The organism is Rhizobium tibeticum, from assembly GCF_900110205.1.
Lineage (GTDB): Bacteria > Pseudomonadota > Alphaproteobacteria > Rhizobiales > Rhizobiaceae > Rhizobium > Rhizobium tibeticum.
Genome location: NZ_FOCV01000011.1, coordinates 101,347 through 115,921 on the forward strand (window position 1 = coordinate 101,347; position 14,575 = coordinate 115,921).

General features: G+C 59.9%; 16 protein-coding genes and 1 tRNA gene. 11 read left to right on the top strand and 6 right to left on the bottom strand.

Going from position 1 to position 14,575, the window contains the following annotated elements; all coding sequences use genetic code 11:
• Window positions 1-94: 94 nt before the first annotated feature.
• On the top strand, window positions 95-847 hold the full coding sequence (locus BSG20_RS14155; protein ID WP_072376239.1) for a hypothetical protein: 753 nt from the start codon (window positions 95-97) through the stop codon (window positions 845-847).
• Here the strand turns inward: BSG20_RS14155 and BSG20_RS14160 are convergent.
• Complete coding sequence (locus BSG20_RS14160; protein ID WP_083539921.1) at window positions 844-1,080, bottom strand: hypothetical protein; 237 nt, start codon at window positions 1,078-1,080, stop codon at window positions 844-846. The genes BSG20_RS14155 and BSG20_RS14160 overlap by 4 nt on opposite strands.
• Between BSG20_RS14160 and BSG20_RS14165 the strand changes: the two genes are divergently transcribed.
• Together BSG20_RS14165 and BSG20_RS14170 are read left to right on the top strand one after the other, a co-directional pair.
• On the top strand, window positions 965-2,434 hold the full coding sequence (locus BSG20_RS14165) for a D-alanyl-D-alanine carboxypeptidase (RefSeq protein WP_177309842.1): 1,470 nt from the start codon (window positions 965-967) through the stop codon (window positions 2,432-2,434). The two genes, BSG20_RS14160 and BSG20_RS14165, sit on opposite strands and share 116 nt — an antisense overlap.
• A gap of 113 nt (window positions 2,435-2,547) precedes the next feature.
• Window positions 2,548-2,826 (top strand): hypothetical protein, encoded by a 279-nt coding sequence (locus BSG20_RS14170; RefSeq protein ID WP_072376235.1) that lies wholly within the window; start codon window positions 2,548-2,550, stop codon window positions 2,824-2,826.
• Here BSG20_RS14170 and BSG20_RS14175 read toward each other — a convergent pair whose 3' ends face one another.
• Window positions 2,827-3,264 carry a DUF1489 family protein gene (locus tag BSG20_RS14175; protein ID WP_037122045.1) on the bottom strand — a complete coding sequence of 146 codons (438 nt, stop codon included), beginning with the start codon at window positions 3,262-3,264 and terminating at the stop codon, window positions 2,827-2,829. It lies immediately after the preceding gene.
• Window positions 3,265-3,323: 59 nt separating this feature from the next.
• On the bottom strand, window positions 3,324-4,730 hold the full coding sequence (locus tag BSG20_RS14180; protein ID WP_072376233.1) for an L-serine ammonia-lyase: 1,407 nt from the start codon (window positions 4,728-4,730) through the stop codon (window positions 3,324-3,326).
• Between the two features lie 185 nt (window positions 4,731-4,915).
• On the opposite strand from BSG20_RS14180, the gene BSG20_RS14185 reads away from it, so the two are divergent.
• Both BSG20_RS14185 and BSG20_RS14190 read left to right on the top strand, forming a co-directional pair.
• Window positions 4,916-5,680: a DUF599 domain-containing protein gene (locus BSG20_RS14185; protein ID WP_072376404.1), complete on the top strand. Its 765-nt coding sequence runs from the start codon at window positions 4,916-4,918 to the stop codon at window positions 5,678-5,680.
• Entirely contained in the window at window positions 5,681-6,667 is a 987-nt protein-coding gene (locus BSG20_RS14190) for a heparan-alpha-glucosaminide N-acetyltransferase (protein WP_072376231.1), read from the top strand.
• On the opposite strand, the gene BSG20_RS14195 is transcribed toward BSG20_RS14190, so the two are convergent.
• Complete coding sequence (locus BSG20_RS14195; protein ID WP_007793852.1) at window positions 6,668-7,060, bottom strand: MerR family transcriptional regulator; 393 nt, start codon at window positions 7,058-7,060, stop codon at window positions 6,668-6,670. It lies immediately after the preceding gene.
• Window positions 7,061-7,136: 76 nt separating this feature from the next.
• The gene (gene mgtE / locus BSG20_RS14200; RefSeq protein ID WP_024314789.1) at window positions 7,137-8,549 is read right to left on the bottom strand and encodes a magnesium transporter; all 1,413 of its coding nucleotides are present in this window, start codon (window positions 8,547-8,549) and stop codon (window positions 7,137-7,139) included.
• 167 nt (window positions 8,550-8,716) lie between these two features.
• Between mgtE and BSG20_RS14205 the strand changes: the two genes are divergently transcribed.
• Together BSG20_RS14205 and BSG20_RS14210 are read left to right on the top strand one after the other, a co-directional pair.
• Entirely contained in the window at window positions 8,717-9,211 is a 495-nt protein-coding gene (locus tag BSG20_RS14205; RefSeq protein ID WP_072376402.1) for a peptide deformylase, read from the top strand.
• Window positions 9,212-9,485: 274 nt separating this feature from the next.
• Complete coding sequence (locus tag BSG20_RS14210) at window positions 9,486-9,854, top strand: hypothetical protein (RefSeq protein WP_072376229.1); 369 nt, start codon at window positions 9,486-9,488, stop codon at window positions 9,852-9,854.
• A gap of 54 nt (window positions 9,855-9,908) precedes the next feature.
• On the opposite strand, the gene lipB is transcribed toward BSG20_RS14210, so the two are convergent.
• Complete coding sequence (gene lipB / locus BSG20_RS14215; protein ID WP_072376227.1) at window positions 9,909-10,628, bottom strand: lipoyl(octanoyl) transferase LipB; 720 nt, start codon at window positions 10,626-10,628, stop codon at window positions 9,909-9,911.
• A gap of 172 nt (window positions 10,629-10,800) precedes the next feature.
• Here lipB and BSG20_RS14220 point away from each other — a divergent pair.
• The 4 genes from BSG20_RS14220 to BSG20_RS14235 all read left to right on the top strand — a co-directional run bounded on the left by BSG20_RS14220 (window position 10,801) and on the right by BSG20_RS14235 (window position 14,572).
• Window positions 10,801-10,885 (top strand) — tRNA-Leu (locus BSG20_RS14220).
• A gap of 310 nt (window positions 10,886-11,195) precedes the next feature.
• On the top strand, window positions 11,196-11,768 hold the full coding sequence (locus BSG20_RS38835; RefSeq protein WP_072376225.1) for a biotin/lipoyl-binding protein: 573 nt from the start codon (window positions 11,196-11,198) through the stop codon (window positions 11,766-11,768).
• A 98-nt stretch (window positions 11,769-11,866) separates the two neighbouring features.
• On the top strand, window positions 11,867-13,213 hold the full coding sequence (locus BSG20_RS14230; RefSeq protein ID WP_072376223.1) for an extracellular solute-binding protein: 1,347 nt from the start codon (window positions 11,867-11,869) through the stop codon (window positions 13,211-13,213).
• A 57-nt stretch (window positions 13,214-13,270) separates the two neighbouring features.
• Entirely contained in the window at window positions 13,271-14,572 is a 1,302-nt protein-coding gene (locus tag BSG20_RS14235; protein ID WP_072376221.1) for a carbohydrate ABC transporter permease, read from the top strand.
• Window positions 14,573-14,575: the final 3 nt, after the last annotated feature.

The following is a 14,575-nucleotide window of genomic DNA, read 5'->3' on the forward strand; positions in this document are numbered from 1 at the left end:
TTCGTTAACCATGGTGGCCGGATCATCGGCACATTCACCATCGACACCGGCGACTCCTGTTCCTATCGCGGCGGTCTGATATCCGAAAGCCGCCATGAACGATACCGTGCGCACTGCCCACGAGATTAAGGAAACGCCTCTCCTTTCGACAGGTTTCGTCATCCGCCTTACGGTCATCTTCGCCTGTCTTGCGGCGTTGACGCTTGTCATCAGTTTTGGCGGTCGCTGGTTCGGGGCACGGATATCGCTCGCTGGCAATACCGCCTCAACGGCAGCGATAACCCTGACGATCGGCCGCGATACGCTGCGTCTTGCTGAAAACACACTGCGGTTCCCCAGTCAGCGGCGAGACGGCCTATCGGAACGCGCGGACCTCTACCTCACCTGGCCTGAGATGCAGGGCTACAGCAAGGCGCATCGCGAGCGTTTCGACGATGTGGCCCAGTCGTCGGGACTGATCTTCCTCCAGATCGCGCAGAGCACGATGTCGCGGGATATGTCCGGGCGCCTCGAGCCGATCTACTCGCATCTGATGGAGGGCGACGGCGTGCCTTTCGCCAATGGAATGACGCTGCATCGCTTGCGCGCGGACGCAGGCTATGCCGACGAGGTTCTGTTGACCGCGCCACGCGCCGGTTCCCCTGATTACGTCGTGCGTTGCGCCCTACCGTCGACACCGCAGGCCGCGACTAGCGGCGATTGCCAGCGCGACATCAAAGTCGGCCGCGATTTAACTGTGCTTTACCGGTTCTCGAGCCGGCATCTGCCCGATTGGGACCATATTGATGCCGCTATTCGCCATTTTGTGGAGGCGCGACTTGTGAACGCTTCTGGGCCACGTCGCTAGAATGATCCGATGTGGCGAAAGAAACGATTAATCATAAACGGATTGGTAACCCCGGACAGATAATTTGGCGAGAGAACGATCGTGCCGGGAGGGCGGGCGATCTCTCCAATGTCCGAAATGCAAGCGAAGAGTAGAATAGTGTCAAGGTCAGTCTCCTCCGTATTTTCAACGCTATCCCGCAGTTCTTTGGTAAAGGCGATCACGGCGCTTTCTTTGGCCGTCGGTATCGTCATGGTCGACTCGGTCAATGCCGATGCAGAGGCCGCCAACTCGAAATATGCAGGCATCGTCGTCGATACGAAGACCGGCAATGTTCTCTACAGTGAGAACGCGGATCGCCTGCAGTATCCGGCCTCTCTCACGAAGATGATGACGCTCTACCTGACCTTCGAAGCCTTGGAACAGGGCCGCATCCGTCTGGATACGTCGGTTCCCTTCTCCGCACACGCTTCCGCCCAAGCGCCGACCAAGCTCGGTGTGCGTCCAGGCGGCACGATCACCGTCGAACAGGCGGTCCTCGGCCTTGTGACGCTTTCAGCCAACGACGCATCGACCGCTCTTGGTGAGTTGCTTGCCGGCACGGAGGATCGCTTTGCGCAGGTGATGACCGCAAAGGCGCACGCGCTCGGCATGACGCGCACGACCTATCGCAATGCCAACGGCTTGCCGAATACCGCCCAGATGACGACCGCGCGCGATCAGGCCCGCCTCGGCATCGCACTTCGCCAGCATTTTCCGCAGTATTACGGCTATTTCTCCACGCAGAGCTTTAAGTTCGGCAACCGTGTTATCCGTAGCCACAACCGTCTCGTTGGTTCTGTGCGTGGCGTCGACGGCATCAAGACCGGCTATACACGTGCGGCCGGTTTCAACCTGGTGAGCTCCGTTCAGGTCGACGGCAAGTCGATCGTCGGTGTTGTTCTCGGCGGCGCCTCGACCCCTGCCCGCGACAATCAGATGCGCAAGCTCATTGCCGCCTATCTACCGAAAGCGTCGAGCCGTGGCGGCTCCTCCGATCTGATCGCCCAGACCGTGCCGCGACCCGCAGCACCTGTCGCCGAAACGTGCGTCGCTGCAGCTGCGCCTGAAGTCAGCCCGCCGCGCCCCGCGCCGACCCCGGACACCCGCTATCAGCCGGCCTCCGCGCAGGTCGCCTATGCCGATGTTGCCAAGTCGAAGTCCGACAATCCGTTGCTCGACCAGGAAATACCGGCGCCGACGAAGGTCAAGACGCCGGCTGTCAAAAAGGCATCTGTCGCCACGCCGACGCCTGCACCCGCCTACATGCCGCCGGAACAGGGCGACACGTCTGTCGACGAACTGACGACCGCGTCGACGAAGGAGCCGCAGCAGACTGGCTGGGCTGTCCAGATTGGTGTTTCCGGCAGCAAGGAAGGCGCAATGGATCTGCTCGACAACGCCAAGAACAAGGCTGGCAAGGCTCTGCGCTCCGCGAAGCCTCTCGCGGTCGCAAACGCCGGAAGCTATCGTGCACGCTTCGGCGGCTTTGATGACCAGCGTGCTGCTGTGAACGCCTGCAACGCCCTGAAACGGGCTGGTGTGAAGTGCTGGGCCACCGCCCAGTGATCAGCGGGTCTGCCGCCTGATATGCACAGGCGGCAGTCCAAAAACGTCGTGATCTTTTGTGTTTGATCCGACGGAGTTCTGAGACTCGGTTTGTAATGCGTACGGGGATGAGAATGGCGATCAACGAGAATGTTCCGGAGTTTCCGCCACACGGCCGGGTGACCGGCAAGAATCCGCGAGCCGGTTTGCACCCGCTACACGAAGCGGCTTTGCGACTGGCAGAGCTAGGATTGCAGCGGCAGAAGGCAAAATCCGCAAAAACCAAAGACCTGATTAACCTGCTGCTGTGCCATGGCGCGCGGGCGTGGCGTTGCTCGCAGGCGGAAGCCAACATCCATCTTCATGTCACCTGCCCGGAAGGCCGCGCACCGGTCACGCTCCGTCTACGCTGATCAGAGCAGGCCAAGTTCAGAAAGCTCGCGGCGAAGGTCCGCGGGCATTTCCGCAATTCCCTCGCCCAGGCTGTTCAGATCGCGCGGCACGTCGTCTTGCGGATAATAGCGCCACCCCTGGAAAGGCCGCTTCGGCTGCACGGCCGTTTCGATGACCTCTGGCCCGAGGACAAGATGGCATCGCGAGATTCCTTCGCCATCGGTAAAGGTTTGGATGTCGAGCAGTTTCTGGCGCGCCTGAACCTGCCCCTTGATTACCCAATAAAGCGAACCGCCGTCCAGTAATTCCTCGACACGCTTCGGGACCATCCTCGTCGTATGCACGGAATGGGGCTCAAGCCCGGCCGCGATCGCCCGGAGAGCGCGTTCGGCGACCCATTCGCGCAGATCGTCGATCGAGTCCGCGCCTACGCACAATTTAATGAGATGTAATGCCATGCCGCCGTTGAAATCCTTTTATAGGGCAGCGTCAAGCGGCAAGTCGTATGTCCACAAAGTCAGCATTCCACGACGTTGACGGCAAGCCCGCCGGTGGATGTCTCCTTGTACTTCTCGCTCATGTCGTTGCCGGTCTGCCGCATGGTCTCGATGCAGGCATCCAAGGGAACGAAGTGCTTACCGTCTCCCTTGATCGCCAGCGAAGCGGCCGTCACCGCCTTGACTGCGCCAAGAGCATTTCGTTCGATGCAGGGAACCTGCACGAGGCCCGCGACGGGGTCGCAGCTCATGCCCAGATGGTGTTCCAGCGCGATTTCCGCGGCGTTTTCGATCTGCTCCGGCGTGCCGCCCATGACCGCGGCAAGGCCGGCAGCTGCCATAGCGGCCGCAGATCCCACCTCGCCCTGACAGCCGACCTCTGCGCCGGAAATAGAGGCATTGTGCTTGATGATCCCGCCGATGGCGCCAGCGGTGAGCAGATAGTCGCGGATACCGTTCTGGTCCCAATCGTCGTGAAAATGCTCGTAGTAGCGGATCGTTGCGGGGATAACCCCTGCGGCGCCATTCGTCGGGGCAGTCACGACGCGTCCACCGGCAGCATTCTCTTCGTTGACGGCCATCGCGTAGACGCTGAGCCAGTCGTTGGCGAGCAGCGGGTTGATACGGTTGCTGCGCCATTCCTCCTGGAGCTTGTCGTGGATCGCACAGGCGCGGCGGCGTACATTCAGCCCGCCCGGCATTATGCCGTCGACCTTGAGGCCACGCTCGATGCACGAGCGCATCGCTTCCCAGATGCGATCGAGACCGGCGTCCAGTTCCTCGCGGCTGCGCTGCGTTTCCTCGTTTGCACGCTTCATCTGGGCGATCGAGAGGCCGGAGCGCGCAGCCATATCGAGCATCTGCTTGGCTGAGGCAAAAGGATACGGAACCTTGAGTGAATCGGAGGGCGTCTTCTTCTTTGCGCGCATCTGATCAAGTTCGGTGTCGGTCACGACGAAGCCGCCGCCGACTGAATAGTAGATACGCTTGATAAGCATCCGACCGTCTTTATCGAAGGCGGAGAAGGACATACCGTTCGCGTGTCCGGGTAGCGGCTGCTTCTTGTCGAAGATCAGGTCGTTCCGCGGTTGAAAGGCATAACTCGGGTGGCCGGGCGGCGTGATGCGGCCGGAGCGCTCCACCTGATCGATGATGCCGTCCATCAAGTCCGGATCGACGGTGTCGGGCTGCTCTCCCATCAGCCCGAGAATGACGGCCCGTCCCGTTCCATGTCCGATCCCGGTATGCGCCAGCGAACCGTGCAGGCTAACCTTCATGGACGCGACTTGAGCGCCAGAGGTCGGGCGCGGCCAATCGTTGGACAAAATCAGATCGAGGAAGCGATTGGCCGCGGTCATCGGACCCATCGTGTGAGAGCTGGAAGGCCCGACGCCGATTTTGAATACGTCGAAAACGGAAAGGAACATGACTGCGTCCTGTAAAGTTGCTGCGCAAACCTACGCTACCGGCTCTCGCGATCCCTGCGATGGACCGACATGGCATTTCACGCGTGCGACATCTGTAAAACGAAGCGCGGCGGCTTGCCAGTCATTGCAGCATGCGTGCGCATCTGTAGAGTGGCGCGGCGACGGGAACCTGATTCAATATAATGATGACGACAGCGGATTACATTGCACTGGTGTTCTTTGCGGCGATTTGGTTTTGCTATGCGCGCCTGCTGCAAAGCTCGAGTTTCTTCGGCAGGACCAGCCTCACTCATGCCATGCGGGAGCGCCGGCGCGAGTGGATCTACAATTCGTTGCGGCGCGATTTAAAGATGATCGATACCCAGATCATGGCCGGCTTGCAGAACGGCACCGCATTCTTCGCCTCGACGTCGATCTTCGCCATCGGCAGCTGCTTTGCGCTTCTGGGCGCAACGGAGAAGGTTGACGCCGTCTTTGCCGATCTGCCTTTCGTCTTTCATAGCGGGCACGCCGTCTTCGAAATGAAGGTCGGCGGCCTTGCAGCGCTTTTCGGATATGCCTTTTTTAAGTTCGGCTGGTCGTATCGCCTCTTCAACTACTGCACCATCCTTTTCGGCTCGATCCCGATGATGCGTGACACCGAACAGGATGTGATTGCCGCCGAGCGGGCGGCGGAACGTGTCATCCGCATGAACATCATTGCGGCGGGTCATTTCAATGAAGGGCTGCGCGCCATCTTCCTCTCGATCGGCTACCTCGGTTGGTTCATCAATCCCTATGTCTTCATTCTGACGACGACGATCGTCATCGTCGTCCTGACGAGGCGGCAGTTCTTCTCGGAGGCGCGGCTGGCGATCATGGACGCCCATCCGCCATCAAATCTCCACCTTTCTCCTATTCCCCGCGCCAAGCCGTCGACCGATGGCAACGACTCATCCGAGGGATTGTGAATGACGGCGACGGCGACGGAAACATATGTGAGCGTCAAGCCGCCTCGCATCGGCTTGCTGGATACGGCGCGCGGTATCGCTCTGCTGGCGATGGCGACCTATCATTTCACTTGGGATATGGAGTTCATGGGCTACCTTGCCCCAGGCACCGCTGAAACCGGCTGGCTGAAGCTCTATGCCCGCGCGATCGCATCGACCTTCCTGTTCATCGTCGGAATCAGTCTGGTCCTCGCCAACAAGCCAGAGATCCGCTGGCAATCGTTCTGGCACCGGTTTGTAATGATCGCCGCGGCGGCCCTTGCGATCTCTGTGGTGACGCGCTTCGTCTTCCCTGGCGAATGGATATTCTTCGGTATTCTGCATTGCATCGCGGCCGTCAGCCTGCTTGGCCTTGTCTTCCTCCGCCTGCCGTTGCCTGTGACCATCGCTGTGACCGCCGCTGTGACCGCCGCATGGGTTGTGGATACCTGGCTTGCGCCGAATTTGCTGCGCTCGCCGATCTTTAATCCGCGTTACCTCGCCTGGATCGGCCTAGCGCAAATGCCGCAACGATCGAACGACTACGTTCCAATCTTCCCCTGGGCGGTGCCTTTCCTGCTTGGCATGACGGCCACCCTGCTTGCCATGAGGACGCGGCTGCTCGAGAGGCTTGCAGCGCTTGGGACGGGCTCAAGCCTGCCGGCGAAAGCCGGGCGGCATAGCCTCGCCTTCTACCTGATTCACCAGCCGGTGCTGATCGCCATTGCCTACGGGCTGTCCGTCGTCGTCCCGCCCGCGAAACCGGATCCCGTCGAAAGCTACCTGAAGCAATGCAATGCTTCATGCATCATGCAGGAAGGCGAAGCGCTATGCCGCAGCTTCTGCCAATGCACGCTCGACAAGCTCCAGACGGAAAATCTGTTCACGGAATTCCAGTCCGGCGCCCTCAAGCCGGATGACGGGCGGATAATGGCGCTGGCAAGCGAGTGCAACGCGGCCGCGCAATAATCAGGTGCCGACACCGATGTCGGCCAGACGACCGAGGCACGCCTCTTCGATGTTGTCGAGTTCTGTCAGAGTGTCGTCGATATCCTTGCGCTTCTGGCGCAGGTCCTCGCGCTTCTCATCGACGCGCTTCATCAGGAGCTTCAACTGGCCCAATTCGCCCGGCGGTTCCTTATACACCTGGATGATCTCGCGGATCTCCGCGATGGTGAAACCGATCCGCCGGCCACGCAGGATTTCCTGGATCAGACGACGATCCGCGGGACGGAACAGCCGCGTGCGTCCACGCCGCTCGGGGTGGATCAATCCTTCGTCTTCGTAGAACCTGAGCGTACGCGTCGATACTCCAAACTCGCGCGTCAATTCGGTTATGCTATAGTATTTGCTGACCGGCATGGGTTCCCCACCATTGAAGGACCGATAATATTGACTTTTACGTAATAGTCAATTTCCGCAGGGGAATTCGAGCCGTCTAAATTCCGAACCACCATGTGGCGATGCCGAGAAAGGCAAAGAAGCCGGTGCAATCTGTCACGGTCGTGACGAAAACGGACGACGCAATGGCGGGGTCCGCGCCAACCTTGTCCAGCAGCAATGGCAGCAGAATTCCCGCAAGCGCGGCCGCAAAGAGGTTGATGATCATTGCCGAGCCGATCACGAAGCCCAGCTGATAATTGTGGAACCATGTTGCGGCAATCATGCCCATGATGACCGAGAAGAGTAGACCGTTGGCAATACCGACGCCGGCCTCTCTGCGGATGATACGCCCGGCGTTGTAGATGTCGATGTCGCCCGTTGCCAATGCGCGGACAGTGACCGTCATCGTCTGTGTCCCCGCGTTGCCGCCCATGGACGCCACGATCGGCATCAGCACCGCGAGCGCGATCATCTTCTCGATCGATTCGTCGAATAGTCCAATGACGCTTGCAGACAGCAAAGCCGTTCCGAGATTGATCACCAGCCAGAGAAAGCGTGAGCGCACGGTCGAGAAGACATTGTCGGACAGCTCTTCGTCGCCGACGCCACCCAGGCGCTTGATGTCCTCGTCGGCTTCCTCGTGAATAACGTCGACCACGTCATCGATCGTGAGGACGCCCACCAGCCTGTCGTTCTCGTCGACGACGGCGGCGGAGAGAAGGTCGTACTGCTCGAAAAGCTGAGCGGCCTCTTCCTGGTCCATCTCTGCAGGGATCGGATGGTTCGTCTCCCGCATGATGGATTCGATCTTGCTCTGTCGCTTTGTGCGCAGGATCTTGTCCAGATCGACAGCGCCTAACAGCTTGAATGTCGGGTCGATGACGAAGATCTGCGAGAAGGAATATGGCAGGTCTTCCTCGTCGCGCATGTAGTCGATTGTCTGGCCGACCGTCCAGAACGGTGGCACCGCGACGAATTCCGTCTGCATGCGGCGTCCCGCCGAGCTTTCGGGATAGTCGAGCGCCCGCCGCAATCGCACGCGTTCGGTAAACGGAAGCTGCGCAAGGATCTCCTCGCGGTCCTCGCTGTCGAGATCCTCAAGGATGTAAACAGCGTCGTCCGAATCGAGTTCGCCGATTGCCGCGGCAATCTGCTCGTTCGGCAGCTGGTCGACGATCTCGCGGCGAATCGTTTCGTCGACCTCGGTCAGCGCCGTCATGTCGAATTCGTCGCCCAGCAGGCGAACGAGCGCGAGTCGTTGGTCTGGCTGCAGCGACTCGAGAAGATCGCCTATTTCGGATTCGTGCAGGCGGGCGACGTGCTGGCGCAGGAAGATCGTATCGCGATCGGCGATGGCTGCGCCCACCAGCGCGAGGAAATCGCCTCGGACGTTGCCGTTTTCGTCATAGATGTCGGCATCGCCGCTGTCTGACCGCGGGCGGACGAGCTCTTCTGCGTCGTTCGTCATGGTTTGCCGCCCTCGCATCTCGTTTGAAGTTCAACGACTAAGCGCCGAAACATGTCGCTTCGTGCTAGCTGAAACCTCGAAGCCCGTCCAGCCGCAAACGCCTCGCGTGGATGACAATGCGCGTGCGCGGCGATAGGTTTCGCGCATCTGAAATCAGGAACCTGCCAGTGGCTATTCGCCCCATATTGCGCTTCCCCGACGTTGGCCTCAAAACCGTCTGCCAGCCCGTCGACGTCTTTGACCAGAGGCTACGAGAACTCGCGGATGATTTGCTGGAGACGATGCGGGCCGCTCCCGGCGTCGGCATCACCGCTGCTCACATCGGCGTCTTCCTTCGCGTCGTCGTGATCGAGCTCAGCCGTGACGAAGGCGCATGCCATTTCGTCAATCCGGAGATCATGTTTGCGTCCGACGAAACGGCTCGCCATGTCGAAGGAAGCGTCTCCATGCCCGGCGTGACCGACGAGGTCGTGAGGCCGAAGGCAATCCGGGTTCGATACAGTGATCTGAATGGCGCCGAGCACGAGAAAGAAGCGGAGGGCTTCCTTGCAGTCTGCATCCAGCACGAGATCGATCAGCTCGACGGTGTCTTTTGGATACAGCGCCTCTCCAGGGTAAAGCGCGAGCGCCTGGTCAAACGCTGGGAGAAGTTGCGCGACTAATCACGGCTTGGAGCCCACGGGAGCACCCCAAGTTAAGCCCTCAATGACACGTCTTTTGATTGTGAAAATGTTCCCGCCACCCGTCTTGCGAACAGGAGGCAATGTTCCATCACAAACCTGTCAAATCCGGTCGCGGATCTGTGATTTCATTTGATAAAGCGGCAGTGCTTGCGTGATTTTTCGCCCACATTCTTGCCGCAATTCGAGCGCGAAGTCACTCTTGCCGAGGGTTTGGTATCGTTGTCATTGCAACGAAGAATTGAGGATATTCCCCATGCGCTTCAAATTTGCTGCCGCCGCTTCCATTCTCGCCCTCGGCCTTGCAAGTGCGGCCTTCGCCCAACCGCAGTACTCGAACGACTACACTAATGACAGTGACGGGTTTTCGCCGGTCCAGATGGCAGCGAAAAAGCCGGTTCACTATGCCAACCGCAAGGCACCGCAGTACTCGTCCGACTACACGAATGACAGCGATGGATTCGCGCCGGCCCGGATGTCGTCGCCCGTCGACAGGACGACCACGGCCAGCATCAAGCCCCTGCCCGACTGCGACTACATGAAGACGAACTCCAAGGTGCATACGGCCGGCGGGGACAGCGGAGCTTCACATTCGGACGCTTGCCGCGACGTCGGCGATAAATAGCGATCGATTGCTGAGGGCCGGTCATCCGGCCCTTTTCCTCGCGAGGGCTCTGCCTCACCTGTCGCGCACGGTCTCGCCGAAGACCGATTCGAATGCCTGCCGAAGGAGAATATCGACATCAGCCATCATGACAGGCAGGCCGAGGTCGACCAGGCTTGTCACCCCATAAGCCGAAATCCCGCACGGAATGATCCCGCTGAAGTGATCGAGATCCGGTTCGACGTTCAGCGACAGCCCGTGAAATGTCACCCATTTCCGCAGCCGGATACCCAGTGCTGCAATCTTGTCTTCCGCCATCGTGCCATCGGGCAAAGCCGCTTTGTCCGGCCTGCGCACCCAGACGCCAACACGGTCCTCACGCCGTTCGCCGCGAATGTTCATCGAATCAAGCGTGCGAATGACCACCTCTTCGAGCGCGGCGACAAAGGCGCGCACGTCCTGGCGCCTGCGCTTCAGGTCCAGCATCACATAAGCGACGCGCTGGCCCGGCCCGTGATAGGTATATTCGCCGCCGCGTCCCGTCGCGAAGACTGGGAAGCGATCGGGTTGCACCAGATCCTTGGCATCGGCGCTGGTTCCGGCCGTATAGAGAGGCGGATGTTCCACGAGCCAGACGAGCTCGTCGCCGCCGTCTGCAATCGCCGCGACCTGACGCTCCATGTTCTCCACAGCCTCCTCATAGGGCACGAAGTCATCGGCGATACGCCATCGGACCGGCCGCGAGCCTTTACGGGGCAACATTGAGAATTCAAGATCTGTGCGTAGCATGGCCATTCCTTGTCGCTGCTGCTCGGGAGACAGCAACGCTGAGGCCTATATGGCCCCGTTTCACGGGCGATTCAAATGCTGTGATTTGTTTTGAAAAAATCTGTCACATCGCCCTTGTGTACCCCAAACGCTTTTGCTACATGCTGCCCCGCCGGCACAAATCGGCACCTACCACGATGCGGTCGTGGCGGAATTGGTAGACGCGCAGCGTTGAGGTCGCTGTGGGGCAACCCGTGGAAGTTCGAGTCTTCTCGACCGCACCAACCCCTCCTAGGGGAATTGATTGCAGTTGCTCCTTTTGATGGCAACGAGTTGTTTGTGCCCAGTTTTTAGTCCCGGTCGGCACCCCAATTTCATCCTGGACGTTAGTTAGAAAAACACCTGTATAGCTATTCGCCAAGGCGGGCCTCGTCTGCTTCCTTGCTGCCGAACTCACGACCGGACGTCCAGAATGGGCGACGGACAGGTCGGGACGCAGGCCCTACAGCTAGCGAACCCAGACCGACTGGAGACAGTACAAGAAGGTCATCGTAGAGCCGGTCGCGGTCTACCACGGACGCCCAGTTCGGCAAGATGGTGGCAGACGACCGCCAGAAGCTATCAGTCACCATGCAGGGCAAGGTCGCCGAGGTGCTCAAGCAGCGCTATGCTGTCGTCGCGGCGCCCGTCCCCGCGACGGCAAGAACCATATCGCGCTGGACGATGATTTTCGGCGCGATCTTTCTCACCGCATGCAGCGACGCCCCGACGTCCGTCGCGCGGCAGACGGCGCCGACACAGGTTTCGACCGTCGAGGTGAGGCCTGAGACACGTCAGCGAGCTTCCGGCCGCATCGCGCCGACAGTGCTGGCTGAAGTCCGGCCACGTGTAACGCAGGGTTCAAACGTGAAGCAAGGAGACGTCCTCTACCAGATCGATCCCGCGCCGTTCAGGGCCAGGGCGGCTCAGGAGCTCGCCTCGCAGAAGGCCGACAGCCAGCTCCAGCGCGGCAACGTCACCACGCAGCAGGACACAGAGAGCGCGGCCGCCGTGCTGGAGCTGGTCCAAGGTATTCAACAGAGTGGGTTGCAATCTTTTCTGTGTCGCCATACACATTTTTGCACACGTGCTCAATTTTGTCATTCGGCCGTTACGTTGCCCCCCTAAAGCGGCGCTCGTTCGCTTTTCACGGAGCTTGCGAAGCGGTCATCATCAGGTGATGGCCCGCCAAGAGGCTCACGCCGCTCTTCTAGGGAGACGAAGAAATGACTATTCTGCCAACATTGAAGTGCATGACTATTGCGGCCGCCATCCTGGCCTCGACCACCGCCCTGTGCCTTGCCAAGGATGTCACCATCACCGTCTGGGCCGGCGGCACGGGTCCCAACGACGTCTATCGCCTCGACGCAATCGATATCGCCGCCCAGCAGCTTCAGCGTGAAGCTGCAATCAAGGGCGAAGACCTCAAGATCAAGGTGGAGAAGAAGGCCTATAGCGGTTGGGAGGACTTCAAGCAGGCGATGACGCTTGCCGCCGAAGCCAAGACTGCTCCGAATATCGTCGTTACCGGCCACGAGGACATCGGCCCATGGGCGCAGTCGGGCCTGATCGTGCCGATCGAGGACTACGTCGATCTCGACTCCTGGCCGCTCAACGATATCTATCAGAACCTCCTGGATATCGCCTCCTTCAATGGCACGGTCTACGGGATCCCGCAGGACGCCGAATCCCGACCAATGTTCTTCTGGAAGCCCTACATGAAGGCCATCGGCTACAGCGATGCCGATCTCGAGGCGCTGCCGAAGAAGGTTCAGGACGGCGGCTACACGATGAAAAACGTGCTGGAAGACGCCAAGAAGATGCAGGACAAGGGCCTCGTCCAGGCGGGTTACGGCTTCTACCCGCGCAACTCCAACGGCCCTGATTACTGGCAGTTCTACACCAGCTTCGGCGGCACGATGGAAGAAGACGGCAAACTCGTCTTCGACAAGGCGGCGATGCAGCGCACCTACCAGTTCTTCGCCGACGCCGTGAAGGATGGCGTTACCAAGAAGAACCATATCGGCATGCCCGGCGACCAGTGGTGGAAGGAAGTGGCCTCCGGCAAGGCCGGCATCTGGCACGGCGGCACATGGCACTATGCTCGCTACGTGAACCAGGAAGGCCTGAAGGACTTCTTTGGCAACGTCGTGTTCACGCTGATCCCGGCCGGTGACGGCGGCAAGGCCAACACGCTGACGCATCCGCTCGTCTACCTCCTGACCTCCGGTCACGACAAGGATTCAACCGACGTTGCCGCTCAGTTGATCAAGATCGCTTCAGAACCGCGGATCAATGTGCTGCATGCGGTCAAGTCTGCGCACCTCGGCATTTCGAAAGCCGAAACCGAGATAGAGCTCTATTCCTCCGATCGCTGGACGCGTGAAGCCACCGAGCGTCTGCTGCCCTACGCCAACGCGATGCCCAACAACGCCGATTTTGGCACTTACTGGAACATCATGTGGAAGGGCCTCGAAGCATCCTGGACGGGCGCCAAGACCCCAGATGCCGCCGTCAACGACGTCGAGAGCGAGCTGAAGAGCACGCTCGGCGACAAGATCGTCATCCGCTAAGCACCCAGGCAACTTCCGGGCGGGCCAGTCCGCCCGGATACTTTGCGGAGACTTTCGATGAGAACGTCCAGAACGCTCGGACTGGTGATGATTGCGCCTGCAGCGGTGATGATCGTGCTGTTTTTCCTGATGCCGGTCGTCCTGACTGCCGTCTTCTCCTTCACGAACATGACGACGGCCACGGGCATTTCGGGCGGCGCCTTTCAGATCGCGCCGAATACGCTTGATGCGCTTAGGCGCGAAATGCCGGATGTCGCGCAACAACTCACCGAGCCGCGCTACGCGATCGACGAGGAAGGCATCAAGAGCGTTGAAGGCCTCGGACTTGATCCCGGCATAGCCCGGGAACTGCGCGAGGAGCATCTCGGCGAGGTCTTCCAATCGCGGCGCGACGCTGAGCGCATGATCAAGGATCTCCAGGACCGGCCCTCGACCCGAGACGTCAAGCAGATTTCCGAACAGTTCAACCGCTCCGCGGCCAACCTGCGTTTTGCGAGCAAGGACGACCTGTTCGCCTCTCTCGACAAGTTCGGCTTCAAGCTGACGGCGGGGCAGAAGGAGAACCTGGCAAAGGCAACCTATACCGGCTGGAACTGGACGACGGAGAACTTCTCGCGCATCGCCTCCTCTCCGGATATGGCGCAGATACTCCTCAACACGCTTCTCTACGTCGCCCTTGTGCTCGTGTTGTTCAACACGACCTACGCAATGGCGCTCGCGATCTGGACGCACTACATGCCGGACATGCCGGCGACGATCTTCCGGTCAGTCTGGCTCTTGCCCCGCATCACGCCTGTCGTCATCTACGTACTGATGTGGAAGTGGCTGGCATGGGACACCGGCTTCATTTCGGTGTTGATGGGCAAGTTCGGCTTCCCGCCGAAGAACTATCTTCTCGATAGCGCCTACCACGCCTGGTTCTTCGTGGTGCTGATCAACGGCTTCATCGGCGCCTCCATGGGCATGCTAGTCTTTTCGTCCGCGCTGCGGGGGATTCCCAAGAGCCAGTTCTTTGCAAGCGAGGTGGATGGTGCCAGCCGCTGGCAACAAATCCGCTACATCATCCTGCCGCAGATGCGCTGGCCCATCCTCTTCGTGACCTGCTACCAGACGCTGTCGCTGCTCGCCTCCTTCAACGAAATCCTGCTTTCGACGCGTGGCGGGCCGGGCAAGGCGACCGAAGTCTGGTCGCTTGCCGCCTATCACACAGCACTCAACAACTACGCCGGCAACCTGGAATACGGGCTTGGCGCAGCAATGGCGCTGGTCCTCGTGGTCATCGGCATCATTCTGTCGCTCGCCTATCTGCGCGTCTTCAACTACGCCACGCTGGTTGCGCGGCCGCTCATCGAGGACTGATCC

Bases quoted from the DNA above. Each gene is read 5' to 3' on its own strand.
- BSG20_RS14155 (WP_072376239.1), top strand. From the start codon at position 95: ATGAACGATACCGTGCGCACTGCCCACGAGATTAAGGAAACGCCTCTC.
- BSG20_RS14165 (WP_177309842.1), top strand. From the start codon at position 965: ATGCAAGCGAAGAGTAGAATAGTGTCAAGGTCAGTCTCCTCCGTATTT.
- BSG20_RS14160 (WP_083539921.1), bottom strand. From the start codon at position 1,080: ATGACGATACCGACGGCCAAAGAAAGCGCCGTGATCGCCTTTACCAAA.
- BSG20_RS14170 (WP_072376235.1), top strand. From the start codon at position 2,548: ATGGCGATCAACGAGAATGTTCCGGAGTTTCCGCCACACGGCCGGGTG.
- BSG20_RS14175 (WP_037122045.1), bottom strand. From the start codon at position 3,264: ATGGCATTACATCTCATTAAATTGTGCGTAGGCGCGGACTCGATCGAC.
- BSG20_RS14180 (WP_072376233.1), bottom strand. From the start codon at position 4,730: ATGTTCCTTTCCGTTTTCGACGTATTCAAAATCGGCGTCGGGCCTTCC.
- BSG20_RS14185 (WP_072376404.1), top strand. From the start codon at position 4,916: ATGACGACAGCGGATTACATTGCACTGGTGTTCTTTGCGGCGATTTGG.
- BSG20_RS14190 (WP_072376231.1), top strand. From the start codon at position 5,681: ATGACGGCGACGGCGACGGAAACATATGTGAGCGTCAAGCCGCCTCGC.
- BSG20_RS14195 (WP_007793852.1), bottom strand. From the start codon at position 7,060: ATGCCGGTCAGCAAATACTATAGCATAACCGAATTGACGCGCGAGTTT.
- mgtE (WP_024314789.1), bottom strand. From the start codon at position 8,549: ATGACGAACGACGCAGAAGAGCTCGTCCGCCCGCGGTCAGACAGCGGC.
- BSG20_RS14210 (WP_072376229.1), top strand. From the start codon at position 9,486: ATGCGCTTCAAATTTGCTGCCGCCGCTTCCATTCTCGCCCTCGGCCTT.
- lipB (WP_072376227.1), bottom strand. From the start codon at position 10,628: ATGGCCATGCTACGCACAGATCTTGAATTCTCAATGTTGCCCCGTAAA.
- BSG20_RS38835 (WP_072376225.1), top strand. From the start codon at position 11,196: ATGGTGGCAGACGACCGCCAGAAGCTATCAGTCACCATGCAGGGCAAG.
- BSG20_RS14230 (WP_072376223.1), top strand. From the start codon at position 11,867: ATGACTATTCTGCCAACATTGAAGTGCATGACTATTGCGGCCGCCATC.
- BSG20_RS14235 (WP_072376221.1), top strand. From the start codon at position 13,271: ATGAGAACGTCCAGAACGCTCGGACTGGTGATGATTGCGCCTGCAGCG.